This window comes from Pseudomonas sp. JL2 (assembly GCF_031570495.1).
Lineage (GTDB): Bacteria > Pseudomonadota > Gammaproteobacteria > Pseudomonadales > Pseudomonadaceae > Aquipseudomonas > Aquipseudomonas rhizophila.
In genome coordinates this window covers 75,387-100,021 of sequence record NZ_JAKUDH010000019.1, presented here as the reverse complement: position 1 = coordinate 100,021, position 24,635 = coordinate 75,387, and the positions used below count along the sequence as shown (strand labels likewise).

The window sequence follows — 24,635 nt, the reverse complement described above, 5'->3', positions numbered from 1 at the left end:
TTTCAGTGAAGTCGCAGTGCCAACTAAAAAAAACCTTGGAGCACCACCTCATGTCCCAGACGTTTTACAAGAAAGGCTTTCTGGCCCTCGCAGTGGCAGCTGCGCTGGGTGTTTCTGCGTTTGCTCAGGCCGACGTCAAGATCGGCGTAGCGGGTCCGATGACCGGTGCCAACGCGGCATTTGGCGAGCAGTACATGAAAGGCGCACAAGCGGCGGCAGACGAGATCAATGCCAAGGGTGGCGTGAACGGCGAGAAAATCGTTCTGGTACAGGGCGACGACGCCTGCGAACCGAAGCAGGCCGTGGCCGTGGCCAACCGCTTTGTCGATCAGGACAAGGTTCTTGGCGTGGTCGGTCACTTCTGTTCCTCGTCCACCATCCCGGCGTCCGAGGTCTACGGCGATGCCGGCATCATCTCCATCACTCCGGGTTCCACCAACCCGCAGGTCACCGAGCGCGGCCTGAGCGCGATGTTCCGTATGTGCGGTCGTGACGACCAGCAGGGCATCGTCGCCGGCGACTACATCGTTGACGTGCTCAAGGGCAAGAAAGTCGTCGTCCTGCACGACAAGGACACCTACGGCCAAGGCCTGGCGGATGCTACCAAGGCGCAGTTGGCCAAGCGTGGCGTGGAGCCGGTGCTGTACGAAGGCCTGACCCGTGGCGAGAAAGACTTCAGCGCCGTGGTCACCAAGATCCGTGCGGCCGGTGCCGACGTGGTCTACTTCGGCGGTCTGCACCCGGAAGCCGGCCCACTGGTCCGCCAGTTGCGTGAGCAAGGCCTCAAGGACGTGAAATTCATGTCCGACGACGGCATCGTCACCGACGAACTGGTCACCACCGCCGGCGGCCCGCAATACGTGGATGGTGTGTACATGACCTTCGGCGCCGACCCACGCCTGCTGCCAGACAGCAAGGCCGTGGTGGACGCGTTCCGTGCCAAGGGCACCGAGCCGGAAGGCTACACCCTGTACGCCTACGCCTCGGTCCAGGCCCTGGCGGCGGGTTTCAACGGCGCCAAGAAAAATGACGGCGAAGCCGCGGCCGAATGGCTCAAGGCCAATCCGGTCCAGACCGTGATGGGCAAGAAGGAGTGGGACTCCAAGGGCGACCTGAAAGTCTCCGACTACGTGGTTTACCAGTGGGACAAGGACGGCAAATACCATCAGTTGGAAAAACAGAAGTGACATGAACGGCTGAATCGCCCGGCGCCCCTGGTGCCGGGCGGTTTACCCGTGTTCATGCAGTACCTGTCTTTTCTCCCGAGAGCTGCGCGCACATCGTGCAGCGTCGGCGGCTGAACCCCGGTCCGTCGCAGCGGTGTGCGTGCAGTCTCTCAAATGCGTGAGATTGCGTTATGGATGGTATTTTCCTGCAGCAACTGATCAATGGCCTGACCCTCGGGTCGGTCTATGGTCTGATCGCCATCGGCTACACAATGGTCTACGGCATCATCGGCATGATCAACTTCGCCCACGGCGAGGTTTACATGATCTCTGCGTACCTCGCGGCGATCAGTCTGGCTCTGCTGGCCTGGTTCGGTATCGAATCCTTCCCCCTCATGATTCTCGGCACGCTGGTGTTCACCGTGGTGGTGACCGGCGTCTACGGCTGGGTGATCGAGCGCGTCGCCTACAAACCCCTGCGTAACTCCACTCGCCTGGCACCGCTGATCAGTGCCATCGGCATTTCGCTGATCCTGCAGAACTATGCCCAGATCAGCCAGGGCGCTCGCCAACAGGGCGTGCCCACGTTGCTCGAAGGCGCCATGCGCGTGGACATCGGCAGCGGCTTCGTCCAGCTGACCTACACCAAGATCTTCATCCTGGTCGCCGCATTCGCCGGGATGGCCTTGCTGACCTACATCATCAAGTACACCAAGCTCGGCCGTATGTGCCGCGCGACCCAGCAAGACCGCAAGATGGCCTCCATCCTCGGGATCAACACCGACCGGGTGATTTCCTATGTGTTCGTCATCGGTGCGGCCATGGCGGCCCTGGCCGGTGTGCTGATCACCATGAACTACGGCACCTTCGACTTCTATGCCGGCTTCATCATCGGCATCAAGGCGTTCACCGCGGCGGTACTCGGCGGCATCGGTTCCCTGCCTGGGGCGATGCTGGGCGGGATCATCCTCGGCATCTCCGAGTCGCTGTTCGCCGGTCTGATCAACTCTGACTACAAAGACGTGTTCAGTTTCTCGCTGCTGGTGCTGATTCTGATTTTCCGTCCCCAAGGCCTGTTGGGTCGCCCACACGTGGCGAAGGTATAAGTATGTCTGCTGCCAATAAACCGATTGATATCAAAAAGAGCGTCATCGACGCGATCCTGGCCGGCCTGATCTCGCTGATCGTGTTCGGGCCGATTGTCGGCGTGGTGCTCGACGGCTACAGCTTCAACCTGCAACCGGCCCGCGTGGGCTGGCTGGTGGCGATCGTGATGGTCGGGCGCTTTGCCTTGAGCCTGTTTCTGCAAACCCCCAAGGGTCTGAAGATTCTCCAGGGGTTCGAAAGCACCAGTTCCGGCGTGCATGTGCTGCCGCCAGACTACAAGTCGCGCCTGCGCTGGATCATCCCGGCGTTGATCGTGATTGCCATCGTGTTCCCGTTTTTTGCCAACAAATACGTGCTCACGGTGGTCATCCTCGGGCTGATTTATGTATTGCTGGGCCTGGGCCTGAACATCGTGGTCGGCCTGGCCGGGCTGCTTGACCTGGGTTACGTGGCGTTCTATGCCATCGGCGCTTATGGCCTGGCGCTGGGTTACCAATACCTGGGCCTGGGGTTCTGGACGGTGCTGCCGCTGGCGGCGATTGCGGCGGCGATGGCCGGGTGCATATTGGGATTCCCGGTGTTGCGAATGCACGGTGACTACCTGGCCATCGTGACCCTGGGTTTTGGCGAGATCATCCGGCTGGTGCTCAACAACTGGCTGTCGTTTACCGGCGGGCCGAATGGCATGCCGGTGCCGTCGCCGACCTTCTTCGGCCTGGAGTTCGGCCGGCGAGCGAAGGAGGGCGGGGTGCCGTTCCACGAGTTCTTCGGCATGGCCTACAACCCCAACGTCAAATTCCTGTTCATCTACATCGTCCTGTTCATCACCGTGCTGCTGGTGCTCTACGTCAAGCATCGCTTGACCCGCATGCCGGTCGGTCGCGCCTGGGAAGCCTTGCGCGAAGACGAGATCGCCTGCCGCTCCATGGGCCTGAACCATGTGCTGGTCAAGCTCTCGGCGTTCACCATTGGTGCTTCCACGGCGGGCCTGGCAGGCGTGTTCTTTGCCAGTTACCAGGGCTTCGTCAACCCCTCGTCGTTCACCTTCTTCGAGTCGGCGCTGATTCTGGCGATCGTGGTACTGGGCGGCATGGGGTCGACAGTGGGCGTGGTCATCGCTGCATTTGTCCTCACCGTGGCGCCGGAGTTGCTGCGCAGCTTCTCGGAATACCGGGTGCTGCTGTTCGGCGTGCTGATGGTGTTGATGATGATCTGGCGCCCGCGCGGCCTGATTCGCATCAGTCGTACCGGGGTGACGCCGCGTAAGGGAGTAGCGCCATGAGCGAAGTCGTGCTTACCGTTGAAAACCTGATGATGCAATTCGGTGGGATCAAGGCCCTCAGCGACGTCAGCCTGCAAGTCAAGCGCAACTCGATCTTCGCCCTGATCGGCCCCAACGGTGCGGGCAAGACCACGGTGTTCAACTGCCTGACCGGTTTCTACAAGGCCACGGGCGGCAAAATCGAGCTCAATGTGCGCGGCGAGCGGACCGATGTCATCAAGCTGTTGGGCGAACCGTTTCGTCCCACTGACTTCGTGTCCCCCAAATCCTTCGCCAGCCGGGTGTTCTACAAGATGTTCGGCGGCACCCACCTGGTGAACCGTGCAGGCCTGGCGCGGACCTTCCAGAACATTCGCCTGTTCAAGGAAATGTCCGTGCTGGAGAACCTGTTGGTGGCTCAGCACATGTGGGTCAATCGCAGTCTGGTGGCGGGCGTGCTCAACACCAAGGGTTACCGCCAGGCAGAAAGCGATGCCTTGGACCACGCCTTCTACTGGCTGGAAGTGGTGGACCTGGTGGATTGCGCCAACCGGCTGGCGGGCGAACTTTCCTATGGCCAGCAACGGCGCTTGGAAATTGCCCGGGCCATGTGCACCCGCCCGCAGATCATCTGTCTCGACGAACCGGCCGCCGGCCTAAACCCTCAGGAAACCGAAGCGCTGAGCGCGATGATCCGGCTGCTGCGCGACGAGCACGATCTGACCGTGGTGCTGATCGAACACGACATGGGCATGGTAATGAGCATTTCCGACCACATCGTGGTGCTGGACCACGGCAACGTGATCGCCGAGGGCGGTCCCGAGGCGATTCGCAACGATCCGAAGGTGATCGCAGCCTACCTGGGTGCCGATGAAGAGGAGCTGGTATGAGTGGACCTATCCTCGAACTCAAGGAGCTGGACGTATTCTACGGGCCGATCCAGGCCCTGAAAAAAGTCTCGATGCACATTGGGGAAGGTGAAACCGTCAGCCTGATTGGCTCCAACGGTGCAGGCAAGTCCACGTTGCTGATGTCGATTTTCGGCCAGCCGCGGGCGGCGAGTGGGCAAATTATCTACCAGGGCGTGGACATCACGCACAAATCGTCCCACTACATCGCCTCCAACGGCATCGCGCAATCGCCGGAAGGACGGCGGGTATTCCCTGACATGACTGTTGAGGAAAACCTGTTGATGGGCACCATTCCCATCGGTGACAAGCACGCCAGCGAAGACATGCAGCGCATGTTCGAGCTGTTCCCGCGGCTCAAGGAGCGGCGCAACCAGCGGGCCATGACCATGTCCGGCGGCGAGCAGCAGATGCTCGCCATCGCCCGGGCGCTGATGAGCCGGCCCAAGTTGTTGCTGCTCGATGAACCCAGCCTGGGACTGGCGCCGATCGTGGTCAAACAGATCTTCGCCACCTTGCGGGAACTGGCGTCCACCGGCATGACGATCTTTCTGGTGGAGCAGAACGCCAACCACGCCCTCAGGCTGTCGGACCGGGCCTATGTGATGGTCAACGGTGAAATCCGCCTGACCGGCACCGGCAAGGAACTGCTGGTCAACGAAGAGGTGCGCAACGCGTATCTGGGCGGCCATTGACACAAGGCCAGCCATGAAAAAACCGGCGATTGAATCGCCGGTTTTTTTATCTTTCAAATCCACCACCATTCCCCCTGTGGGAGCGAGCCTGCTCGCGATGGCGCCGGACCATCCAACCTCTCTGTATCGGACATGCCCCCCATCGCGAGCAGGCTCGCTCCCACAGGGTTTGGTGCTGTGCCCGAGAATTGTGGACAACAATCCTGAGCCCCTGCGAAACCGCGACATAAAGTCGCCGCAAACAGTTGTTTTGTCACGGTTTTGACTTGTCCCCGTTTGCTGTGGAACCGGCTGTGGGTAAGGTGGGAGTAGCTGGCTGTAAGCCTCTAAATACGTGGCTTTCAGGCGTGTGGTTGTTTTTTGATCAGAGGATTTCGGTCAAGCGGGTACGAGGGTTGTCAACACTTTTATGAGGGTCGCCGAAGGCTTGGAAATCTGTGCGCAAGCCTGTGGATAAGTCTGTGATTAAACTCTGGAAAGACCGCGCTGAGGGCCGAATTTGCTGGCTTGAAGCCATCGTTCTTTTTACCGTCGGCTTATAGCAGATAAGTCGATCTGCACAACCTGCATTGCAGGGTCAAGGGAAAAAATTTTCCAAATCCCTCGCAAAGCCTTATGCACAGCGGCTTGGGGAGTTTGCACTTGCCCCCGATTGCTGTGGACCCGCCTGTGGATAAGGTGCGGGCAACCGCCTGTGGCCCTTGTTTCATAAGGCCTGGCGCCGATTGGTTGTTTTATGATCAATGCTCGAATGAAACCTCGCTTCCAGAAGTCTTGCCCATGCTGTGCCAGGCCGGGCATGCTGTGGGCCGATTTCCATTCATTGGCTGTTTTGAGCCCCAAGGAGAACACGATGTCCAACACCCTGTTTATTACCGGCGCAACGTCCGGTTTCGGTGAAGCCTGTGCCCGTCGTTTTGCCGAAGCAGGCTGGAAACTGGTGCTGACCGGTCGTCGTGAAGAACGCCTCACTGCCCTGTGCGCCGAGTTGTCGAAGCAGACTGAAGTCCATGGTCTGGTGCTTGATGTGCGTGACCGCACAGCCATGGAGGAGGCGATCGCCAACCTGCCACCGTCCTTCGCCAAGTTGCGGGGCTTGATCAACAACGCCGGTCTGGCGCTGGGCGTTGATCCCGCGCCCAAGTGCGACCTCGATGACTGGGACACGATGGTCGATACCAACGTGAAAGGTTTGATCTACAGCACCCGCCTGCTGTTGCCGCGGCTGATCGCTCATGGCCGTGGTGCCGGGATCGTCAACCTGGGGTCCATCGCCGGCAACTATCCGTACCCTGGCAGCCACGTGTACGGGGCGAGCAAGGCGTTCGTCAAACAGTTCTCCCTGAACCTGCGTTGCGATCTGCAAGGCACTGGCGTGCGGGTAAGCAACATTGAGCCGGGTCTGTGCGAGAGCGAGTTTTCCCTGGTGCGCTTTGCGGGTGACCAGGAACGCTACAACGCGACCTATGCCGGGGCCGAGCCGATCCAGCCGCAGGATATCGCCGACACCATTTTCTGGGTGCTCAACACTCCGGCCCACATCAATATCAACAGTCTGGAATTGATGCCTGTGAGCCAGACCTGGGCCGGGTTTGCCATTGAGCGCAACAAGGCGTAAGACCGCGTTATCGTTCATCGCGGGCAAGCCTTGCTCCCACAGGGATTTGGCCGACCTTGCCCCCATAGATGAGCCAACTCTGTGGGAGCAAGGCTTGCCCGCGATAGCGATTTACCGGTCAGGCCAGATAATCAGCCAGCCCGCGATAGCAGGTCAGCAGGTGATACGGCGTGGTCGATGGCATGTCCTGGCGGCTGACAGTGCCGTCGGCGTCCAGGCATTCGTTCCAGCCGTTGGCATGCAGGAAGTGCTGCTGCAACGCCCGTAGTTGATGCAGCAATGCGCCCTGATTGCCCGGGCGTAATGTCAGTGCCCGCAAATATTCCGCCTGAGCCCAGATGCGCTGGGTGGCGTCCCGCGGTACCTGTGATCCCAGGCTCAGCATGGCGCACACCGCGCCGGACTGCGGGCTCACGCCTTGCTGTTCGGTACGGCTGAAGCTGCTATCAAGGGCTGTGTGCAACTTGCCGCCGCGCAACAGGGGCGATGAGGCCAGCAAGTAATACCACTCGAACTGATGGCCTGGCTCAAACCAGTTATCCACAGCCTTGACCGGTTTCTCCATCATGACGCGCTGCTGCGGGTCGATGAAGTGCTTGAACATGGCATCGCACAGGGCCAGCAATGCCTGGCGCACGTTGATGTCGTCGCGAACCGAGAGGGTGGCGAGGAAGGCTTCGGCCAGGTGCATCAACGGGTTTTGCAGCGGGCCGGATGCGCGGGTCGACCAATCGCGTCCCAGGCTGGCCTCGTAAAGGCCGTCTCCGGTCGCAAAGCGCCGGGCGATGACTTCCAGGGCCGCGTTGAGTACCGACTCCACCAGCGGCTCGCGGACCTTGCTCCAGTAATGGGCACAGGCAAACAGGATGAAAGCGTGGGTGTAGAGGTCTTTGCCGGTGTCCAGCGGTACGCCTTGGGGGTCAATGCTGTAGAACCAGCCACCATGTTCGCCATCATGGAAGTGCCGCTGCAGCGAGCGGAACAGTGCGCCAGCCCGTTCTTCGGCCTGTGGCGCTTCGCCGATCAGGCTGGCGAACACGTATAGCTGCCGCGCACAGGCCATCGCCCGGTAGCGCTGGGGCTCGAGCGGCTTGTGCCGGGTATCGAGGGATTCATAGGGCAGCGCCAGCTCGGCATTCCATCCCGGGCCTTGCCACATCGGCACGATCACGTCGTGAAAGTGCTGACGTACCGTGGCGAACAGGGCAGTCAGTTCAGGTGCAGGAGCGGGGCGGGAAGCATCGGGCATTGGTGGACGTCGTCACGGCTGGAGGGGTGATTGCGCGACATGGTAGCAGAGTGGCAAGTTCGAGAGAGGCGAGGCCTTCCAGTCTGTCAGCGCGAGCAGGCTCGCCCCCACATTTATTGGCGTACGCCATACCCTGTGGGAGCGAGCCTGCTCGCGATTAGCCTTGATGGGTGCTGAAAATCAACCCGCCAACAACCACACTCCAGCCGCCGCCGAACCCGCTCCGGCCAGACGCACCAGAGGGGCGGCCGCTTGCGGCAAGACGCGAACCACGGCGTAGCCTGCGCCATGCAACGCCGCCGTCGCCGCGACAAAACCGGCCGCATAAGCCCAAGGGCTTGTCATGTCCGGCAGTTCCAGACCATGGGCCACGCCATGGAACAGCGCGAACACCGCCGTCGCGCCAATCGCCAGGCTCAGCGGCGGGCGCACCGCCAGTGCCACCGCCAGGCCCAAGGCCAGCACCGAGGCGGCAATCCCGCTTTCCAGCGCAGGCAGGTCCAGGCCTTCAAAGCCCAGCAAACCGCCGATCAGCATGCTGACGACGAAGGTGCACGGCAGCGCCCAGCGCGCCGCGCCTTGTTGTTGGGCGGCCCACAAGCCGACCGCCAGCATGGCCAGCAGATGATCCAGCCCGCCGATGGGGTGACCGAGGCCGGCCATCAGGCCGTTATCGCCATGGCCAGGGTGAGCAAAGGCCAAGGCCGGGGTCAGCAACAGGGCGAGGGCGCCAAGCAGGCGTTTGAATGTCATGGATAAGCTTCCTTGTTGAGCGTGTGAACAGTTGAAGTTGAAAATCAGGCGGCGGTCAGCAGGCCCTGGCGTTCGATGAAGGCGATGATCTGCTCCAGGCCCTGGCCGGTTTTCTGGTTGCTGAACACGAACGGCTTGCCGTTGCGCATCCGACGGGTGTCGCTGTCCATCATTTCCAGGGACGCACCCACCAGTGGCGCCAGGTCGATTTTGTTGATCACCAGCAGGTCGGATTTACAGATGCCCGGCCCGCCTTTGCGCGGCAGCTTGTCGCCGGCCGAGACATCGATCACATAAATGGTCAGGTCCGAAAGCTCTGGGCTGAAGGTCGCCGAAAGGTTATCGCCGCCCGATTCCACCAGGATCAGATCCAGCCCCGGAAACCGTCGGTTCAATTGATCCACGGCCTCAAGGTTGATCGAGGCGTCTTCGCGGATCGCCGTGTGCGGGCAACCGCCGGTTTCCACGCCGATGATCCGCTCCGGCGCCAAGGCTTCGTTACGCACCAGAAAATCGGCATCTTCACGGGTGTAGATGTCGTTGGTGACCACCGCCAGGTTGTAGCGTTCACGCAGGGCCAGGCACAGGGCCAGGGTCAGGGCGGTTTTGCCGGAGCCTACCGGGCCGCCGATACCGACGCGCAGAGGTTGTGTATTCATGAGGGTCTCCTAGGAACGGAACAGGCGGCTGTACTGGCGCTCATGGGCCATGCACGCCAGGGACAGGCCAAACGTGGCGCTGCCGTAATGGTCGGGATCAATGTTCGAGGCGTTGTGTTGAGCCTGTTGCAGCAGTGGCAGCAGTTCGCTGGTCAGGCGCTGGGCGGCTTGCTGGCCCAGGGGCAGGGTCTTCATCAGGACGGCCAACTGGTTTTCCAGCCAGCTCCATAACCAGGCGGCCAGGGCGTCCTGGGGGCTGATGTTCCAGGCGCGGGCGGCCAAGGCCCAGCCCAGGGCCAGGTGCGGTTCAGTACGTTGTTCAAGAAAGCGCCGTGCCGCGGCATCGAGTTCCGGCAGGCCGCCCAGCAACTGCTGCAACGAATAACCCATCTGCCGACTTTCCTGATGCAGCTCGCGGGTTTCCCGGCTGGCGCGGTGTTCCTCGCAGTGTTGCAGCAAGGCGTCCCAGTCGTCGGCGGCGGCGGCGGTGCAGTGGGCCAGTAGCAAAGGCGCCTCGAAGCGTGCCAGGTTCAACAGCAACTGATCGCTGATCCAGCGACGGGCGTCGTCGCAGGTTTTGACTTGACCGTTATCCACCGCCATCTCCAATCCCTGGGAATAGCTGTAGCCGCCGATCGGCAATTGCGGGCTGGCCAGACGCAGCAGCGCCCACGCCGGGTTCATGTGCGTACGCCGAACTGATGCAGGCGTGGCGCGTAGTTGAAATCTTCGTCGCCGTGTCGGGAATGATGATGGCCGCCGCCATACGCGCCGTGTTCCGGTTGGAACGGCGCCTCTATGTTTTCGGCGCTGGCACCTAGTTGCTCGAGCATCGCCTTGAGCACGTAATCGTCCAGCAGGCGCAGCCAGCCATCGCCCACTTGCAGGGCGACATGGCGATTGCCCAGGTGATAGGCCGCGCGGGTCAGTTCAAATGCATTGGCGCAGGTGACATGCAGCAATTGTTCGGGGCGGGCGCAGACGCGCACGATGCGTCCGTCTTCAGCTTGCAGGCATTCGCCGTCGTATAACGGCGGCTGACCTCGCTCAAGGAACAACCCCACATCTTCACCCTCGGCACTGAAACAGCGCAGGCGGCTTTTGCTGCGGGCGTCGAAGGTCAGGTGCAGCTCGGCGTCCCAGCGGGGTTGAGTGTCGATTCTGCGATGAATCACCAGCATCGGAGTGCTTCCAGCAATGAACGGTGCTGTGTTTAGAGCAAGGGGCTTGCCAATCGAAGAAGGTGTAGGAAATAGCTGGGATGGCGTTTCAGGATGGGGCGGATTGCGTGCCGTTATGGTGCGCTTGTCGATGTCGCGCACCATTTTGCAGCTTGCGCGAAACACTGTGGGAGCGAGCCTGCTCGCGATTGCGGTGCATCGGTGGAATCAAGGTTGAATGAGCCACCGCTATCGCGAGCAGGCTCGCTCCCACAAAGGAAACATCTCGGCGGCTACTCGGTACTGCCCAGCCCTTGCCAATGTTTGAGGCCAATAAAGATGAACCGCAGTTGCTGGGTAATCTTCGCCTGGGGTGTGAGGTGTTCGGGGAGAGCGTGAGCGGGTGGGTCGATGATGTCAGGCAGGGTGGCGAACACGCTTTTGACGATCAGGTCGGCCATTACGCTCAAAGCGGCAAGGTCCAGGTGCTGCAATTTGGGCATCAATGCCAGGTCGGCGGCCAGGTCCGAGCTGATGCCTTCACGCAGACAGGCGATGGCCTTGCGCACGGGCAGCGAGCCGCCGTATTGCTCACGGGCCAAAAACAGGAATTGCGAACGGTTGGCTTGGACCACGTCGAGGAAAATACGCACGGAGGCATCAATGATGCCGCCCATGACGAATTCGTTGTGGCGCACCAGCCGGATCGTTTCGCGGAAGGTCTGACCGACTTCGCTGACCAGTGCCAGGCCCAGTTGGTCCATGTCGTCGAAATGCCGGTAGAACCCGGTGGGTACGATGCCGGCGGTTCTGGCTACTTCGCGCAGGCTCAGGCTGCCGAACCCTCGGCCGCACTCCATCAAATGACGGGCTGCATCCATCAAGGCATTGCGGGTCTGTTGTTTCTGTTCGGCGCGGGGCAGCATCGCAGGGCTGACTTCTGATTCACGGAAGCGACGCACTCTAGCAAATCGGCTTTGCCGACGTCGAACGGTAGAGGGGGATATAGCGGGGAAAACGAGGTTCTCGGAAAGTCAAAAGCCCGATTGCAGGAATCGGGCTTTTTTCCAGGCCACCATGGGCTCAGCTCACTGCGCTGTTGCGTTCGATCACACGGTCACCACCACCTTCGGCAATGGCGCCCTGTGGGGTGCGCTCGTAGCCACCTTCAACCAGGCCTTTTTCTTCCAGGCGGTCACGGCCACCTTCAGCGACTTCCTGACCCTGAGGGGTACGTTCGTAGCCACCTTCAGCCACTTCCTGGCCCTGAGGGGTACGTTCGTAGCCGCCTTCAGCTACTTCTTGGCCTTGAGGGGTACGTTCGTAGCCGCCTTCAGCCACTTCCTGACCTTGACGGGTCTGGTCGAAGCCATCTTCAGCAACGGTCTGGCTATAGACCGAACGGCTGTCTTTAACCTGCGGCGTGGCTTGTTCGGAGGCTGGCAGTGCGAAAGCAGTGGAGGCCAGCATTGAAAGGGTGAGGCTCATCAGTAATTGGCGTTTCATGATCATTGCTCCTTGGGAGGGCGATAAAGTGGGTACGGAGGCAATGCTACTCTCGATAAGTCGATATAAAAGTTCATAAAGGCAATGGTAATAATCAACGGAATTGATTGTTCTGTGGAAAGGCTCTAGAACGGGCCTTTGCGAGGCGTGGTTTTGCACCGCAGTGGGTATTTTGTACCCATTGATGCCACGCAAAAGTGCGGGGGCGGTAACAGGTAGTTGGCGGTTTGGTCAGGATTTTTTCAGTTTTTTGTACCGCCCGTCGCCCAAAGTGTTAAACCAGTTGGCCGTATCGCCAGTCCTACTCTTCACAACGAGCCGATTACAGGCTCGTGTTTCCAAGGCGTCGCCGTCCGGACGCAGATTTGTCATCAGGAGCCTTGTGCATGACGCGCACCTCAAAAATCTTCGCCTGGACCTTCGCCAGCCTTGTTTTCCTGCTGGCCGTATTGGTGCTGGTCATCGCGTTCTTCGATTGGAACCGGATAAAGCCGCCGCTCAATGCCAAGGTTTCCGAAGAGTTGCATCGCCCGTTCGCCATCAATGGCAACCTGGCGGTGGTCTGGCAGCGCGAACCGCTGGAAGGCGGCTGGCGGGCCTGGGTGCCGTGGCCCCATGTGGTGGCCGAAGACTTGAGCCTGGGCAACCCGGAATGGTCGAAAACTGCGCAAATGGTCACGCTCAAGCGCGTCGAATTACGCATTTCGCCCCTGGCCTTGCTGGCCCGGCGAGTGGCAATTCCCCGCATCGACCTGACCGAGCCCGACGCCAACCTGCAACGCCTGGCCGATGGTCGCGCCAACTGGACGTTCGAGTTCGATCCGAAAGACCCCGACGCCGAGCCGTCCAGCTGGGTCGTGGACATTGGCACCATTGGCTTTGACAAAGGCCATGTCACTGTTGATGACCAGACGCTGAAAACCCGCCTGGACCTGTTGATCGACCCGTTGGGCAAACCCATCCCGTTCAGCGATATCGTCGGCGACAAAGCTGCGAAAAAAGCCCGGGACGCAGGTGCGGCTCCCCAGGATTATGCGTTTGCCTTCAAGGTCAACGGCCAGTACCACGGGCAGAACCTGGCAGGCTCCGGCAAGGTCGGTGGCCTGTTGGCCCTGCAGGATGCGTCGCAACCTTTTCCGTTGCAGGCTCAGGCGAAGATCGGTGATACCCGAGTCGAACTGGCCGGCACGCTGACCGACCCGATGAACCTGGGGGCGCTGGATCTGCGCTTGAAGCTGGCCGGGAACAGCCTGGCCAATCTTTATCCGCTGACCGGCGTGACCCTGCCGGATTCGCCGCCCTATTCCACCGATGGCCGCCTGATCGCCAAACTCCACGAGCCCGGCGGGGCACTGTTTCGTTATGAGGCCTTCAACGGCAAGATCGGCGATAGCGATATTCACGGTGACCTGGCCTACGTTGCCAGCCAGCCGCGGCCAAAACTCAGTGGCGCGCTGGTGTCCAATCAACTGTTGTTCAGCGACCTGGCCCCCCTGATCGGCGCCGATTCCAACGCCGAACAAAAGGCCCGAGGCGGCGCGAGCAAACAGCCGTCCGACAAAGTACTGCCCGTGGAAGAGTTTCGTACCGAGCGCTGGGGCGTGATGGATGCCGACGTGGAGTTCACTGGCAAACGAATCGTCCACAGTGAGCAGTTACCGTTCACCGACCTTTACACGCATCTGGTGCTCAACGACGGTCAACTAAGCCTCGAGCCCCTGCGCTTCGGTGTGGCCGGTGGCCGGCTCGACGCGCAGATCCGCCTCAACGGCCGCACCCGGCCCCTTGAGGGACAGGCGAAGCTGACGGCGCGGGGTTTCAAGCTCAAGGAGTTGTTCCCCGGTTTCGCGCCGATGAAAACCAGCTTCGGTGAGCTGAACGGCGATGCCGATATCGCCGGCCGTGGCAATTCGGTGGCGGCGTTGCTGGGCACCTCCAACGGCACGTTGAAAATGCTCATCAACGACGGCGCCATCAGTCGGGAACTGATGGAACTGGCGGGGCTGAACGTCGGCAACTATGTGGTGGGGAAAATCTTTGGCGACGAGGAAGTGAAGATCAACTGCGCAGCAGCGGACTTCGACATCAAGACCGGCCTGGCGACCACTCGCCTGTTCGTGTTCGACACGGCGAACGCGATTATTTATGTCGATGGCACGGCGAACATGGCCACCGAACAACTGGACCTGACCATCACTCCGGAGTCCAAGGGTTGGCGCTTGATTTCCCTGCGCTCGCCCTTGTACGTGCGAGGCACCTTCGCCAAGCCGGCGGCGGGCGTCAAGGCCGTGCCGTTGATGCTGCGTGGGGCCGGGATGGTAGCGCTGGGCGTCATTGCCGCGCCGGCGGCCGGGTTGTTGGCCCTGGTTGCGCCCAGCGGTGGCGAGCCGAACCAGTGTGCGCCGTTGCTGGAGCAGATGAAGGCCGGCAAGGCACCGGTGACGGTCAAACCAACCCGCTAGCCAGGCTTTGCGGTGAGGTTACTGGCCCCATCGCGAGCAGGCTCGCTCCCACATCGACCGCGACAGGACACGATTCAATGGGGGAGCGAGCCTGCTCGCGATAGCGGTATTACAAATCGGCCAGGATGTCGGCCATGTCATCGGCATGCTCTTCTTCCTGAGCCAGGATGTCTTCGAAGATTCGCCGGGTGGTCGGGTCCTTTTCGCCGATGTACTGGATGATTTCCCGGTAGCTGTCTATGGCGATCCGTTCGGCGACCAGGTCTTCGTAGACCATTTCCTTGAGGGTGTTCCCCGCCACGTACTGGGCGTGGGAGTTACGGGTCAACAGGTCGGGGTTGAACTCCGGCTCGCCGCCCAACTGCACAATGCGCTCAGCGAGCTTGTCGGCGTGTTCGGCTTCCTGGTTGGCGTGTTCGAGAAACTCGCTTGCCGCCACGCTGGCCTTGAGGCCGGTGGCCATGAAGTAGTGGCGCTTGTAGCGCAGCACGCACACCAGCTCTGTGGCCAGCGCTTCATTGAGCAGGCGAATGACTTCCGGTCGATCGGCGCTGTAGCCCTCGGTCACCGCGCCGTTCTGCACATTCTGCCGTGCCCGTTCGCGCAGGGTGGTTACATCGGATAGGTGCATGTCACTCATAGCATTCTCCTGGAGGCTGATCCGGTAGGGCGTCACGCTCTGTTGGCGTGATCGCTCTAAATCTGAGTGACGCGATCCTCGAAAAGTTTTACCGAATTTTTCAGTGCATGAGCGGACTGCCGCGCCTCTTCCTCCAGCCACTGGAAGAATGCCCGCACCGGTGGATGGCGTTCACGGCCTGGAACGCACAGGGCACTGTAGCCAGCGCCGTTGACCTGAATCTGCGGCCGATAAGCCACCAACAGGCCACTGGCGAGGCTTTCGGAAGCGAGGATGTTGCTCGCCAGTACCAGGCCTTGCCCGGCTATCGCCGCTTGCAGGGCGTAATGCTCCTCATCGTACTCGCGCATGCAAGGTTGCCGGGCCAGCCAGGTTTCGCCGGCCTGAGCGCACCAGGCTTCCCAGCCATGGGCATACAGTTTGGAATTGTGCCAGCGCACGCTGATCAGCGTGGGCTGCCTCTGCGCGGCCAGGGCCACTTGTTCCGGCGAGCCGTACACGCCGAAGTGTTCATCGAAAAGGCACAGGCCGTACAGGTTCGGGTAGCTGTCCAGGCTGTAGCGCACCACCAGATCGACGCTGGCGTCCTGATGCAGATCGACCACTTCGCAGTGGGTGTCCAGGCGCACGTTGATATTCGGATGACGCGCATAAAACCGGCCCAGGCGCGGCACCAGCCACAGGGTGGCAAACGCTGCGGTGGTGGACAGTGTCAGGTGAGTGTTGGTGCGTTGCGGGCGCAGGGTGTCGACGCTTTGCGCCACTTCCAGCAGGGCCCCGTGCAGGCTGTGGAACAAGCGTTGGCCGCCGTCGGTGAGCCGCACCTGGCGCGGCTGGCGTTCGAACAGCTGCACACCTAGCCAGGTTTCCAGGGCGCGGATCTGATGGGAAACCGCTGTGGGTGTCACCGACAGCTCCGCCGCCGCAGCCTTGAAGCTGAGCAGCCGTGCGGCAGACTCAAAGGCCCGCAGTGCGTTGAGGGGCAGCGTGGCAAACATTACTGATCTCCTGAAGTGCCATGGATGAAATTAACTCATCTTGCGTGACGAGTCCTCATTTGCCCGGCTACCGCGTTGGACATCAAGCTTTAAGCCGAAAAGTTCTATTGATTGTAGTCGCAACCCAAGGAGATTCAGATGAGCAAAATTCTTGTCGTGCATGGCAGCCCTCGTGGCGAGCGTTCTCACTCCCGACGCCTGACCGAAAGCTTTGTCTCGGCCTGGCAGGCGGCCCATCCGCACTCCCAGCTGAGCCGGCGCGAAGTGGGGCGCACCGTGATTCCTCCGGTCAACGAAGCGTTCATCGCGGCGGCGTTCTACCCCGAACCGCAAGCCCGACCGCTGACCATGCAGGCGGATCTGGCACTCAGTGATGCATTGGTGACGGAATTGCAGGCCCATGATCGGTTGGTCATCTCCGCGCCCATGCACAACTTCAGCGTGCCCAGCGGTGTAAAAGCCTGGATCGACCAGATCGTGCGGATCGGGCTGACGTTCAACCACAGCCTGGATAACGGTGTGTCACAGTACGAACCGCTGGTACTGGGCAAGAAAGCGCTGATCGTGACCAGTCGAGGCGACTTCGGTTTCGGGCCGGGTGGTCAGCTTGAAGGGATGAACCACGCCGACACGCTGCTGCGCACCGTGCTGGGCTTTATCGGTATCACCGATGTGACGGTGGTTGCCGCCGAAAGTGAGGAGTCGGCTGAGCGCAGTTTCGCCCAATCCTGTGCCGAGGCCGAGCAACGCTTGCTGGGGTTGGCGCAGACGTTCTGATGGCGCGGGTGTCATAGACTGGTCATCATCGATACCGATGCTGACCACCTATTGATCAAGGATGTCGCCATGTCACAACAGTGCGCCACTCGTTACCCGCTGGTGCTGGTCCCCGGAATGCTCGGGTTCATTCGTCTGGTGCTGTATCCGTATTGGTACGGGATCGTCTCGGCGTTGCGCCGGGGTGGGGCAGTGGTGGTTGCTGTGCAGGTGTCACCGCTGCACTCATCCGAGGTGCGCGGCGAGCAGTTGCTCGCGCGGATCGAGGAGATCCTCACGCAAACCGGTGCGCAGAAGGTCAACCTGATCGGCCACAGCCAGGGCGCCCTCACGGCACGCTACGCGGCGGCCAAGCGCCCGGACCTGGTGGCATCGGTCACTTCGGTGGCCGGCACCAACCATGGGTCCGAGCTGGCTGATTACCTGCAGGCCCATTACCCGGCCAACAGCGCCAAGGGTCGCCTGCTCAGTGCTTTGCTGCGGTTGATCGGCGCCCTGATGAGCCTGCTGGAAACCGGTTATCGCGGGCCCCGGTTGCCGGTGGATATCCAGGCGTCCCACGCCTCTCTCACTACCGCGGGCGTGGCCCTGTTCAACCAGCAATATCCCCAGGGCCTGCCAGAAACGTGGGGCGGGAACGGACCGGAAGTGGTCAATGGCGTGCGTTATTACTCCTGGTCCGGAACCTTGCAGCCAGGCAAGACCAACAGGGGGCGTAACCTGTTTGATGGCACCCACCGGAGCTGCCGGCTGTTCGCCCGCACTTTCGTGCGTGAGGCCGGGCAGTGCGACGGCATGGTCGGGCGTTACAGCTCGCATTTGGGCACGGTGATCGGCGATGACTATCCGCTGGATCACTTCGATATCATCAACCAGTCGCTGGGGCTGGTGGGCAAGGGCGCCGAGCCGGTTCGCTTGTTCGTCGAGCATGCGCAGCGGTTGAAGGCTGCCGGCGTGTAGGGCTTCAGGTCGGGTTGTCCGTCATCGCGAGCAGGCTCGCTCCCACATTCGGATTGGGTTTCTTCTGGCGGAGTGCGGTCAACTGTGGGAGCGAGCCTGCTCGCGATGACGGTCAATCAGGCACGGAAATTCGCGCAGATGAAGGTGTAACAGGCGTTGTCTACACTGCACCTCATCGCCGTACCCATCGTGCGGCAGCCAGGAGAAAACATCATGAAGATGCTGCGTGTTCCTTTGTTGGTGATCGGGTTGCTGCTGTCTTCCCAGGGTTTCGCCGCCACGGCCCAACAGAACAAGATGACCACCTGCAATGCCGACGCCACCGCCAAGGCCCTCAAGGGAGACGAGCGCAAAGCCTTCATGAGCAACTGCCTCAAGGCCACCCCCGTCGATGCCAGCACCCCGCAGGAACGCATGAAAACCTGCAACGCCACGGCCACGACCCAGGCACTGAAAGGCGATGCGCGTAAAGCGTTCATGAGTGAGTGTCTGAAGAAAAAATAACCGCCGGGATTTTTTCAGACGGTGAAGGCCTCATCGCGAGCAGGCTCGCTTCCACAGTTGATTTGCACTGCCCGGTCCATTGTGGGAGCGAGCCTGCTCGCGATGGGGCCGGCAAAGGCGCTACAAAAAAACACCTGCACTGTGATCGAGGTCAGCCGATACAATCCCTAGTGCTGTTGGTGGAACGCTGGCAGACTGCCGATCCTTTCACGCCGTTTTGTTCTGAGGCTGTATGCCAACGTTTTCTCAGCGTCATGTCTTGTTGGTGATCAGTTGGGTGATCATTTTTGGTGGGTTGTTGCTGGTGCTGCCACTGCGCCTGTTGCCGAGCCTTTTGGCCGGTTTGCTGGTGTTCGAGCTGGTCAACATGCTCACCCCGCAGTTGCAACGGCTGATCGAGGGCCGGCGGGCCCGCTGGTTGGCGGTGGCGCTGCTGGGCACGCTGGTGGTCAGTGTGCTGTCGTTGATTTTCGCCGGGGCCTTCAGTTTCCTGCTCCATGAGGCGGAAAACCCTGGCGCATCCCTGGACATGTTCATGACGGTGGTCGACCGCGCCCGGGGGCAGTTGCCACCGTTCATCGACGCCTACCTGCCGGCCAGCGCGGCCGAGTTTCGGGTGGCCATTGGCGACTGGATGAGCAAGCACCTGAGCGAGCTGCAGTTGGTGGGCAAGGATGCGGCCCACATGTTCGTGACGTTGTTGATCGGCATGGTCCTGGGGGCTATCGTCGCCCTGCAGCGCATCCCCGACCTGACCAAGCGCAAGCCCCTGGCGGCGGCGCTGTTCGACCGTCTGAGCCTGTTGGTCAAGGCGTTCCGCAACATTGTGTTCGCCCAGATCAAGATTTCCCTGCTCAACACCTTCTTCACCGGGATTTTCCTGGCGGTGGTGCTGCCGCTGTTCGGCATCCACCTGCCGCTGACCAAGACCCTGATCGTCATGACGTTCCTGTTGGGGCTGCTGCCGGTCATTGGCAACCTGATGTCCAACACCCTGATCACCATCGTCGCCTTGTCGCTGTCGATCTGGGTGGCAATGGCGGCGCTGGGTTACCTGATCGTGATCCACAAGCTCGAATACTTCCTCAATGCCCGCATCGTCGGTGGGCAGATCAGCGCCAAGTCCTGGGAATTGCTCATGGCGATGCTGGTGTTCGAAGCCGCGTTCGGCCTGCCGGGCGTGGTGGCGGGGCCGATTTATTATGCTTACTTGAAGAGTGAGTTGAAGCAGGTGGGGATGGTTTGATCCGGTGGGTGTGGCGTCTGATCTGGCGCCATCGCGAGCAAGCTCGCTCCCACAGTGGACCGGATTTCTTCAGAAGGAACGCGGTTGACTGTGGGAGCGAGCTTGCTCGCGATGCAGGCGCCTCGGTGTCAGGTCAGACCTGCGTGCCGTAGCGCTTCATCGCCTCGATCGCCAGCCCGCTACCAATACTGCCGAAGATATTACCTTCCACATGCAGCGCTTGGGGCAGCATCGCCGAGACGCTGTTGCGCAGTGCCGGGATGCCGCTGGAGCCACCGGTAAAGAACACCGTATCCACCTGATCGACGCGTACGTTGGCATCGTTGAGCAATTGCGTGACGCTGCCGCGCACCCGCTCCAGCAGGCCGTCGATGGCCGATTCAAACAGTTCCCGGCTCAGGTCCACACTCAGGCCTGCCTCGATTCGGTCCAGGAGCAAATGGCGCTGGTCGCTGTGAGTCAGCTGGATCTTGGTTTCTTCCACTTCCATCGCCAGCCAGTGCCCCGCGCGCTGTTCGATCAACTTGAACAACCGGTCGATGCCGCCGGTGTCTTCGATGTCGTAGCGCATGCTGCCCAGGGCCAGGGTGGATTTCTGCGAGTACACCGCGTTGATGGTGTGCCAGGTCGCCAGGTTCATGTGGTGGCTGGTGGGCATGTAGGCGCCGCTTTTCATGCGGCTGCCGTAGCCGAACAGCGGCATCAGGCCGGCCAGCGAGAGCTGCTTGTCGAAGTCGGTGCCGCCGATGTGCACGCCACCGGTGGCGAGGATGTCGGCGTGACGGTTGTCATGGGTGCGCCGCTCGGGCGACAGGCGTACCAGGGAGAAGTCCGAAGTCCCGCCACCGATGTCGACGATCAGTACCAGCTCTTCCCTCTCGATGGTCGACTCATAGTCGAAGGCCGCCGCGATGGGCTCATACTGGAACGAGACTTCCTTGAAGCCGATGGCACGGGCCACGTCCACCAAGGTGTTCTCCGCTTCCTGATCGGCCATTTCATCGTCGTCGACGAAAAATACCGGGCGACCCAGTACCACTTCTTCGAATTCCCGACCGGCGGTGGCCTCAGCGCGCTTCTTCAACTGGCCGATGAACAGTCCCAAAAGATCCTTGAACGGCATGGCCGTGCCCAGCACGCTGGTGTCGTGCTTGATCAGCTTGGACCCCAGCAGGCTCTTGAGCGAGCGCATCAGCCGGCCTTCGTAGCCTTCCAGGTACTCGTGCAGGGCCAGGCGGCCATACACCGGGCGGCGTTCCTCGAGATTGAAAAAGACCACCGAGGGCAAGGTGATCTTGTCGTCCTCCAGCGCAATCAGCGTTTCCATGCCGGGGCGCAGCCAGCCGACAGTGGAGTTGGACGTGCCGAAGTCGATGCCGCAGGCACGGGCCGGAGATGCGTTTTTCATGTCTTTCGGATTCCAGTTGAAAAAACGGCCGCGCAGTGTATGTCAGTGCGGCACGGATTCGAAGGCCGGTTATCTGCTAATTCGTAAACTCCGGCCTTGAAAGACAGCGTCGCACCCCCAAACTTGCTGGCATGGGCCTGGCAGCCACAAGGCGAGTACAAGAACCGCCACCGGCTGCCGATAAACTTCTGAAGCGCCGCCCGGTCACAAACCTTGAGATCGGTCAAACCCCAGGACTTGTATCACGAGCATGCTGCGGGTGGCGGTGCGATATCGATAACGGATGGTGATCCTTCGATGGACTTCAAAGACTATTACAAGATTCTGGGTGTGGAGCCGACGGCTGATGACGCCACGATCAAGGCTGCTTATCGCAAACTGGCCCGCAAATACCACCCGGATGTGAGTAAGGAAAAGGATGCCGAGACCAAATTCAAGGACGTCTCCGAAGCCTATGAAGCGCTGAAGAGCGCCGACAAACGCGCCGAGTACGATGACCTGCGTCGCTATGGCCAGCACGGCCAGCCTTTCCAGGGACCGCCGGGCTGGCAAAGCCGGGGCGGCTTTGGCGGTGGACAGGACACCGGCGATTTTTCGGATTTCTTCAGCTCGATTTTTGGTAATCGCGGGCCGGGTTTCGGTGGCGGACAGTCAGGCCGCAGCACCGGCCGTCGAGGGCAAGACGTGGAAATGGAACTACCGATTTTCCTGGAAGAGACCCTGTCGAGCGAATCGAAGAAGGTCAGCTTCCAGGTGCCGCAGTACAACGCCGCCGGCCAGCACGTCAGCAATACCAGCAAAAGCCTGAACGTGAAGATTCCCCTGGGCGTGACCGACGGCGAACGCATCCGCCTCAAGGGCCAGGGTGCGCCGGGTATTGGCGGCGGTGCCAATGGCGATTTGTACCTGACCATTCGTTTTGCCCCGCACCCCAAGTTCGACGTCGAAGGCCAGGATCTGATCATCACGTTGCCCCTGGCGCCGTGGGAATTGGCGCTGGGCACTGAAGTGGCGGTGCCGACCCTCACCGGCAAGATCAACCTCAAGGTTCCGGCCGGCAGCCAGAATGGCCAGCGCATGCGCGCCAAGGGCCACGGCCTGCGCAACAAGGCCGGCGAGCGCGGTTACCTGTTCGTACAGCTCAAGGCCGTGATGCCCAAGGCCAGCGACGAGGCAGTCAAGGCGTTGTGGGCGGAGCTGGCGAAGAAGGCTGCGTTCGATCCGCGGGAGAATTTCTGACTGTTTTGAGGCGCTAGACTCGACAGTTAAAGCATTGGGAGAAGCAGACCATGAACAACCCGATCATTGAACTGAACCTGATGGAATTTTGCGAGGCCGCTGCGTTGGCGGATGTCCATGTGATCGAAATCGTCGAGCATGGCATTCTCGAACCCCATGGCGCGGCCCCGGCGGATTGGCGCTTCACCGATTACGAACTGGTCTTGGCCCGGCGTGCGGCCAAGCTGCGCCGCGAGCTGGAACTGGAATGGGAAGGTGTCGCCCTGGCGCTGGACCTGCTGGAAGAAGTGCAGCAACTGCGCAGCGAAAACCGCATGCTCAAGCAGCGGTTGGGGCGGTTGGTGGAGTAGGTTGATTAAGCCTGCCCGAGACCAGGGCCAGGCACATAATTTCCTCATTCTGTGGCGAGGGAGCTTGCTCCCGCTGGGCTGCGTAGCAGCCCCTCCTTTGGCGGTTGCTGCGCAACCGAGCGGGAGCAAGCTCCCTCGCCACAGGGGTATGTGTCTGGCCTGATTCACCTCAAAACAGAAAATAGCGCTGCGCCATCGGCAGCACATCAGCCGGTTCACACCACAACAACACTCCATCGGCCTTGACCTGGTAGGTCTGTGGATCGACATCGATGTTCGGTAGGTAATCGTTGTGGATCAAGTCGGTTTTCTGCACATCCCGGCAGCCTTTGACCACGGCAATTCTTTTCTTTAGTCCAAGCTGTTCGGGCAGCCCCGCCTCGGCGGCGGCCTGACTGATGAACGTCAGGCTGGTGGCGTGCCGCGAGCCGCCGAAGCTTGCGAACATCGGTCGGTAGTGCACCGGTTGCGGTGTCGGTATCGAGGCGTTGGCGTCGCCCATCAGGCTGGCGGCAATCGCCCCGCCCTTGAGGATCAGGGTCGGCTTGACGCCGAAGAACGCCGGGCGCCACAGCACCAGGTCGGCCCACTTGCCCACTTCGATGGAGCCCACTTCATGGCTGATGCCATGGGTGATCGCCGGGTTGATGGTGTACTTGGCGATGTAGCGCTTGATGCGGAAATTGTCGTTGCCTTCGCCATCGCCGGGCAGGGCGCCGCGTTGCTTTTTCATCTTGTCGGCGGTCTGCCAGGTGCGGGTGATGACTTCACCGACGCGGCCCATGGCCTGGCTGTCGGAACTGATCATCGAGAACGCGCCCAGGTCGTGGAGGATGTCTTCGGCGGCGATGGTTTCACGACGGATGCGGCTTTCAGCGAAGGCCACGTCTTCGGCGATGCTCGGGTCCAGGTGATGGCAGACCATCAGCATGTCCAGGTGTTCGTCGATGGTGTTGCGGGTGAACGGCCGGGTCGGGTTGGTGGAGCTGGGCAACACATTGGCAAAACCGCAGGCCTTGATGATGTCTGGCGCATGGCCGCCACCGGCGCCTTCGGTGTGATAGGTGTGGATGGTGCGGCCCTTGAACGCGGCCAGGGTGGTTTCCACGAAACCCGATTCGTTGAGGGTGTCGGTATGGATCGCCACCTGCACGTCGTACTGGTCGGCCACGCTCAGGCAGTTGTCGATGGCCGCCGGGGTGGTGCCCCAGTCTTCGTGCAGCTTCAGGCCGATGGCACCGGCCTTGACTTGCTCGATCAACGGCTCTGGCAGGCTGGCGTTGCCCTTGCCGGTGAAGCCGATGTTCATTGGGAAAGCGTCGGCGGCCTGGAGCATGCGCGCCAGGTGCCACGGCCCGGAGGTGCAGGTGGTGGCATTGGTCCCGGTGGCCGGGCCCGTACCGCCGCCGATCATGGTGGTGACACCGCTCATCAAGGCTTCTTCGATCTGCTGCGGGCAGATGAAGTGAATGTGGGTGTCGATACCGCCGGCGGTGAGGATCATGCCTTCACCGGCGATCACTTCGGTGCTGGCGCCAATGGCGATGGTCACATCGGGCTGGATGTCCGGGTTACCGGCCTTGCCGATGGCTTTGATGCGCCCGTCCTTGAGACCGACATCGGCCTTGACGATGCCCCAGTGATCGATGATCAGCGCGTTGGTGATCAGCGTGTCGACGACCTCGGCGGCCAGCAGCTGGCTCTGGCCCATTCCGTCGCGAATCACTTTGCCGCCGCCGAATTTCACTTCTTCGCCATAGGTGGTGAAGTCCTTTTCCACCTCGATCCACAGTTCGGTGTCGGCCAGGCGGACCTTGTCGCCGACGGTGGGGCCGAACATGTCGGCGTAGGCTTGGCGGGAGATTTTCATGTGCTTGCCTTGAGATTCAATTGAATGTTGAAACCGTTCGCTGCGCTCACTTATCGCGAGCAAGCTCGCTCCCACAGGGATACGCGATCAAATGTGGGA

24 protein-coding genes are annotated in these 24,635 nt (G+C 61.0%); 13 read left to right on the top strand and 11 right to left on the bottom strand.

Annotated features, from left to right (window positions below; translation table 11 throughout):
* Window positions 1–50: 50 nt before the first annotated feature.
* From MKS85_RS21715 to MKS85_RS21690, 6 genes are all read left to right on the top strand, one after another.
* Window positions 51–1,187, top strand: coding sequence for a branched-chain amino acid ABC transporter substrate-binding protein (locus MKS85_RS21715; protein WP_139048504.1), 1,137 nt, complete (start codon window positions 51–53; stop codon window positions 1,185–1,187).
* Window positions 1,188–1,357: 170 nt separating this feature from the next.
* Window positions 1,358–2,272 (top strand): ABC transporter permease subunit, encoded by a 915-nt coding sequence (locus MKS85_RS21710; protein ID WP_047227336.1) that lies wholly within the window; start codon window positions 1,358–1,360, stop codon window positions 2,270–2,272.
* Window positions 2,273–2,274: 2 nt separating this feature from the next.
* A complete protein-coding gene (livM, locus tag MKS85_RS21705) occupies window positions 2,275–3,555 on the top strand; it encodes a high-affinity branched-chain amino acid ABC transporter permease LivM (protein WP_076382888.1) in 1,281 nt (426 codons plus the stop codon).
* Window positions 3,552–4,424 carry an ABC transporter ATP-binding protein gene (locus MKS85_RS21700; protein ID WP_047227338.1) on the top strand — a complete coding sequence of 291 codons (873 nt, stop codon included), beginning with the start codon at window positions 3,552–3,554 and terminating at the stop codon, window positions 4,422–4,424. The genes livM and MKS85_RS21700 overlap by 4 nt, the downstream gene beginning before the upstream one ends.
* Window positions 4,421–5,137, top strand: a complete 717-nt coding sequence (locus tag MKS85_RS21695) for an ABC transporter ATP-binding protein (protein ID WP_076382886.1) — start codon at window positions 4,421–4,423, stop codon at window positions 5,135–5,137. The genes MKS85_RS21700 and MKS85_RS21695 overlap by 4 nt, the downstream gene beginning before the upstream one ends.
* 853 nt (window positions 5,138–5,990) lie before the next feature.
* Window positions 5,991–6,755: an SDR family oxidoreductase gene (locus tag MKS85_RS21690; protein ID WP_047227340.1), complete on the top strand. Its 765-nt coding sequence runs from the start codon at window positions 5,991–5,993 to the stop codon at window positions 6,753–6,755.
* A 118-nt stretch (window positions 6,756–6,873) separates the two neighbouring features.
* Here the strand turns inward: MKS85_RS21690 and MKS85_RS21685 are convergent, their stop codons facing one another.
* The 7 genes from MKS85_RS21685 to MKS85_RS21655 form a co-directional block, all read right to left on the bottom strand.
* A complete protein-coding gene (locus tag MKS85_RS21685; protein ID WP_139048502.1) occupies window positions 6,874–8,004 on the bottom strand; it encodes an AGE family epimerase/isomerase in 1,131 nt (376 codons plus the stop codon).
* Window positions 8,005–8,184: 180 nt separating this feature from the next.
* Window positions 8,185–8,757, bottom strand: coding sequence for a HupE/UreJ family protein (locus tag MKS85_RS21680; RefSeq protein ID WP_047227342.1), 573 nt, complete (start codon window positions 8,755–8,757; stop codon window positions 8,185–8,187).
* A gap of 44 nt (window positions 8,758–8,801) precedes the next feature.
* Window positions 8,802–9,416: an urease accessory protein UreG gene (ureG, locus tag MKS85_RS21675; protein WP_047227343.1), complete on the bottom strand. Its 615-nt coding sequence runs from the start codon at window positions 9,414–9,416 to the stop codon at window positions 8,802–8,804.
* Window positions 9,417–9,425: 9 nt separating this feature from the next.
* Window positions 9,426–10,100 (bottom strand): urease accessory protein UreF, encoded by a 675-nt coding sequence (locus MKS85_RS21670; protein WP_076382884.1) that lies wholly within the window; start codon window positions 10,098–10,100, stop codon window positions 9,426–9,428.
* Window positions 10,097–10,597 (bottom strand): urease accessory protein UreE, encoded by a 501-nt coding sequence (gene ureE, locus MKS85_RS21665; protein WP_047227345.1) that lies wholly within the window; start codon window positions 10,595–10,597, stop codon window positions 10,097–10,099. The genes MKS85_RS21670 and ureE overlap by 4 nt, the downstream gene beginning before the upstream one ends.
* Before the next feature lie 272 nt (window positions 10,598–10,869).
* Window positions 10,870–11,502 carry a TetR family transcriptional regulator gene (locus MKS85_RS21660; protein WP_047227346.1) on the bottom strand — a complete coding sequence of 211 codons (633 nt, stop codon included), beginning with the start codon at window positions 11,500–11,502 and terminating at the stop codon, window positions 10,870–10,872.
* A 157-nt stretch (window positions 11,503–11,659) separates the two neighbouring features.
* Window positions 11,660–12,082, bottom strand: coding sequence for a hypothetical protein (locus MKS85_RS21655; protein ID WP_139048501.1), 423 nt, complete (start codon window positions 12,080–12,082; stop codon window positions 11,660–11,662).
* A gap of 386 nt (window positions 12,083–12,468) precedes the next feature.
* Here MKS85_RS21655 and MKS85_RS21650 point away from each other — a divergent pair, with 386 nt between their 5' ends.
* The gene (locus MKS85_RS21650; protein ID WP_188252147.1) at window positions 12,469–14,544 is read left to right on the top strand and encodes an AsmA family protein; all 2,076 of its coding nucleotides are present in this window, start codon (window positions 12,469–12,471) and stop codon (window positions 14,542–14,544) included.
* A gap of 109 nt (window positions 14,545–14,653) precedes the next feature.
* On the opposite strand, the gene MKS85_RS21645 is transcribed toward MKS85_RS21650, so the two are convergent.
* Together MKS85_RS21645 and MKS85_RS21640 are read right to left on the bottom strand one after the other, a co-directional pair.
* Window positions 14,654–15,184 carry a bacterioferritin gene (locus MKS85_RS21645; protein ID WP_047227349.1) on the bottom strand — a complete coding sequence of 177 codons (531 nt, stop codon included), beginning with the start codon at window positions 15,182–15,184 and terminating at the stop codon, window positions 14,654–14,656.
* Window positions 15,185–15,240: 56 nt separating this feature from the next.
* Complete coding sequence (locus MKS85_RS21640) at window positions 15,241–16,182, bottom strand: LysR substrate-binding domain-containing protein (protein WP_047227350.1); 942 nt, start codon at window positions 16,180–16,182, stop codon at window positions 15,241–15,243.
* A 138-nt stretch (window positions 16,183–16,320) separates the two neighbouring features.
* Here MKS85_RS21640 and MKS85_RS21635 point away from each other — a divergent pair, with 138 nt between their 5' ends.
* From MKS85_RS21635 to MKS85_RS21620, 4 genes are all read left to right on the top strand, one after another.
* The gene (locus MKS85_RS21635) at window positions 16,321–16,959 is read left to right on the top strand and encodes an NAD(P)H-dependent oxidoreductase (protein ID WP_310663133.1); all 639 of its coding nucleotides are present in this window, start codon (window positions 16,321–16,323) and stop codon (window positions 16,957–16,959) included.
* Window positions 16,960–17,028: 69 nt separating this feature from the next.
* Entirely contained in the window at window positions 17,029–17,919 is an 891-nt protein-coding gene (locus MKS85_RS21630; RefSeq protein ID WP_047227352.1) for a triacylglycerol lipase, read from the top strand.
* A 213-nt stretch (window positions 17,920–18,132) separates the two neighbouring features.
* Window positions 18,133–18,423 carry a PsiF family protein gene (locus MKS85_RS21625; RefSeq protein WP_047227353.1) on the top strand — a complete coding sequence of 97 codons (291 nt, stop codon included), beginning with the start codon at window positions 18,133–18,135 and terminating at the stop codon, window positions 18,421–18,423.
* Between the two features lie 232 nt (window positions 18,424–18,655).
* On the top strand, window positions 18,656–19,669 hold the full coding sequence (locus tag MKS85_RS21620) for an AI-2E family transporter (protein WP_047227354.1): 1,014 nt from the start codon (window positions 18,656–18,658) through the stop codon (window positions 19,667–19,669).
* A gap of 133 nt (window positions 19,670–19,802) precedes the next feature.
* Here the strand turns inward: MKS85_RS21620 and MKS85_RS21615 are convergent, their stop codons facing one another.
* Window positions 19,803–21,077, bottom strand: coding sequence for an Hsp70 family protein (locus MKS85_RS21615; protein ID WP_188252146.1), 1,275 nt, complete (start codon window positions 21,075–21,077; stop codon window positions 19,803–19,805).
* 297 nt (window positions 21,078–21,374) lie between these two features.
* Between MKS85_RS21615 and MKS85_RS21610 the strand changes: the two genes are divergently transcribed.
* Window positions 21,375–22,316: a DnaJ C-terminal domain-containing protein gene (locus MKS85_RS21610; RefSeq protein ID WP_047227356.1), complete on the top strand. Its 942-nt coding sequence runs from the start codon at window positions 21,375–21,377 to the stop codon at window positions 22,314–22,316.
* 50 nt (window positions 22,317–22,366) lie between these two features.
* The gene (locus tag MKS85_RS21605) at window positions 22,367–22,666 is read left to right on the top strand and encodes a chaperone modulator CbpM (protein WP_047227357.1); all 300 of its coding nucleotides are present in this window, start codon (window positions 22,367–22,369) and stop codon (window positions 22,664–22,666) included.
* Window positions 22,667–22,835: 169 nt separating this feature from the next.
* Here the strand turns inward: MKS85_RS21605 and ureC are convergent, their stop codons facing one another.
* Window positions 22,836–24,536, bottom strand: a complete 1,701-nt coding sequence (ureC, locus tag MKS85_RS21600; RefSeq protein WP_188252145.1) for an urease subunit alpha — start codon at window positions 24,534–24,536, stop codon at window positions 22,836–22,838.
* Window positions 24,537–24,635 lie beyond the last annotated feature (99 nt).

What these genes read in the sequence shown, in the direction of transcription:
- MKS85_RS21610 (WP_047227356.1), top strand. Translation starts at nt 21,375, where the DNA reads ATGGACTTCAAAGACTATTACAAGATTCTGGGTGTGGAGCCGACGGCT.
- MKS85_RS21670 (WP_076382884.1), bottom strand. Translation starts at nt 10,100, where the DNA reads ATGAACCCGGCGTGGGCGCTGCTGCGTCTGGCCAGCCCGCAATTGCCG.
- livM (WP_076382888.1), top strand. Translation starts at nt 2,275, where the DNA reads ATGTCTGCTGCCAATAAACCGATTGATATCAAAAAGAGCGTCATCGAC.
- MKS85_RS21715 (WP_139048504.1), top strand. Translation starts at nt 51, where the DNA reads ATGTCCCAGACGTTTTACAAGAAAGGCTTTCTGGCCCTCGCAGTGGCA.
- MKS85_RS21680 (WP_047227342.1), bottom strand. Translation starts at nt 8,757, where the DNA reads ATGACATTCAAACGCCTGCTTGGCGCCCTCGCCCTGTTGCTGACCCCG.
- ureE (WP_047227345.1), bottom strand. Translation starts at nt 10,597, where the DNA reads ATGCTGGTGATTCATCGCAGAATCGACACTCAACCCCGCTGGGACGCC.
- MKS85_RS21615 (WP_188252146.1), bottom strand. Translation starts at nt 21,077, where the DNA reads ATGAAAAACGCATCTCCGGCCCGTGCCTGCGGCATCGACTTCGGCACG.
- MKS85_RS21685 (WP_139048502.1), bottom strand. Translation starts at nt 8,004, where the DNA reads ATGCCCGATGCTTCCCGCCCCGCTCCTGCACCTGAACTGACTGCCCTG.
- MKS85_RS21710 (WP_047227336.1), top strand. Translation starts at nt 1,358, where the DNA reads ATGGATGGTATTTTCCTGCAGCAACTGATCAATGGCCTGACCCTCGGG.
- MKS85_RS21620 (WP_047227354.1), top strand. Translation starts at nt 18,656, where the DNA reads ATGCCAACGTTTTCTCAGCGTCATGTCTTGTTGGTGATCAGTTGGGTG.
- MKS85_RS21630 (WP_047227352.1), top strand. Translation starts at nt 17,029, where the DNA reads ATGTCACAACAGTGCGCCACTCGTTACCCGCTGGTGCTGGTCCCCGGA.
- ureC (WP_188252145.1), bottom strand. Translation starts at nt 24,536, where the DNA reads ATGAAAATCTCCCGCCAAGCCTACGCCGACATGTTCGGCCCCACCGTC.
- MKS85_RS21650 (WP_188252147.1), top strand. Translation starts at nt 12,469, where the DNA reads ATGACGCGCACCTCAAAAATCTTCGCCTGGACCTTCGCCAGCCTTGTT.
- MKS85_RS21625 (WP_047227353.1), top strand. Translation starts at nt 18,133, where the DNA reads ATGAAGATGCTGCGTGTTCCTTTGTTGGTGATCGGGTTGCTGCTGTCT.
- MKS85_RS21640 (WP_047227350.1), bottom strand. Translation starts at nt 16,182, where the DNA reads ATGTTTGCCACGCTGCCCCTCAACGCACTGCGGGCCTTTGAGTCTGCC.
- ureG (WP_047227343.1), bottom strand. Translation starts at nt 9,416, where the DNA reads ATGAATACACAACCTCTGCGCGTCGGTATCGGCGGCCCGGTAGGCTCC.
- MKS85_RS21605 (WP_047227357.1), top strand. Translation starts at nt 22,367, where the DNA reads ATGAACAACCCGATCATTGAACTGAACCTGATGGAATTTTGCGAGGCC.
- MKS85_RS21660 (WP_047227346.1), bottom strand. Translation starts at nt 11,502, where the DNA reads ATGCTGCCCCGCGCCGAACAGAAACAACAGACCCGCAATGCCTTGATG.
- MKS85_RS21655 (WP_139048501.1), bottom strand. Translation starts at nt 12,082, where the DNA reads ATGAAACGCCAATTACTGATGAGCCTCACCCTTTCAATGCTGGCCTCC.
- MKS85_RS21695 (WP_076382886.1), top strand. Translation starts at nt 4,421, where the DNA reads ATGAGTGGACCTATCCTCGAACTCAAGGAGCTGGACGTATTCTACGGG.
- MKS85_RS21690 (WP_047227340.1), top strand. Translation starts at nt 5,991, where the DNA reads ATGTCCAACACCCTGTTTATTACCGGCGCAACGTCCGGTTTCGGTGAA.
- MKS85_RS21635 (WP_310663133.1), top strand. Translation starts at nt 16,321, where the DNA reads ATGAGCAAAATTCTTGTCGTGCATGGCAGCCCTCGTGGCGAGCGTTCT.
- MKS85_RS21700 (WP_047227338.1), top strand. Translation starts at nt 3,552, where the DNA reads ATGAGCGAAGTCGTGCTTACCGTTGAAAACCTGATGATGCAATTCGGT.
- MKS85_RS21645 (WP_047227349.1), bottom strand. Translation starts at nt 15,184, where the DNA reads ATGAGTGACATGCACCTATCCGATGTAACCACCCTGCGCGAACGGGCA.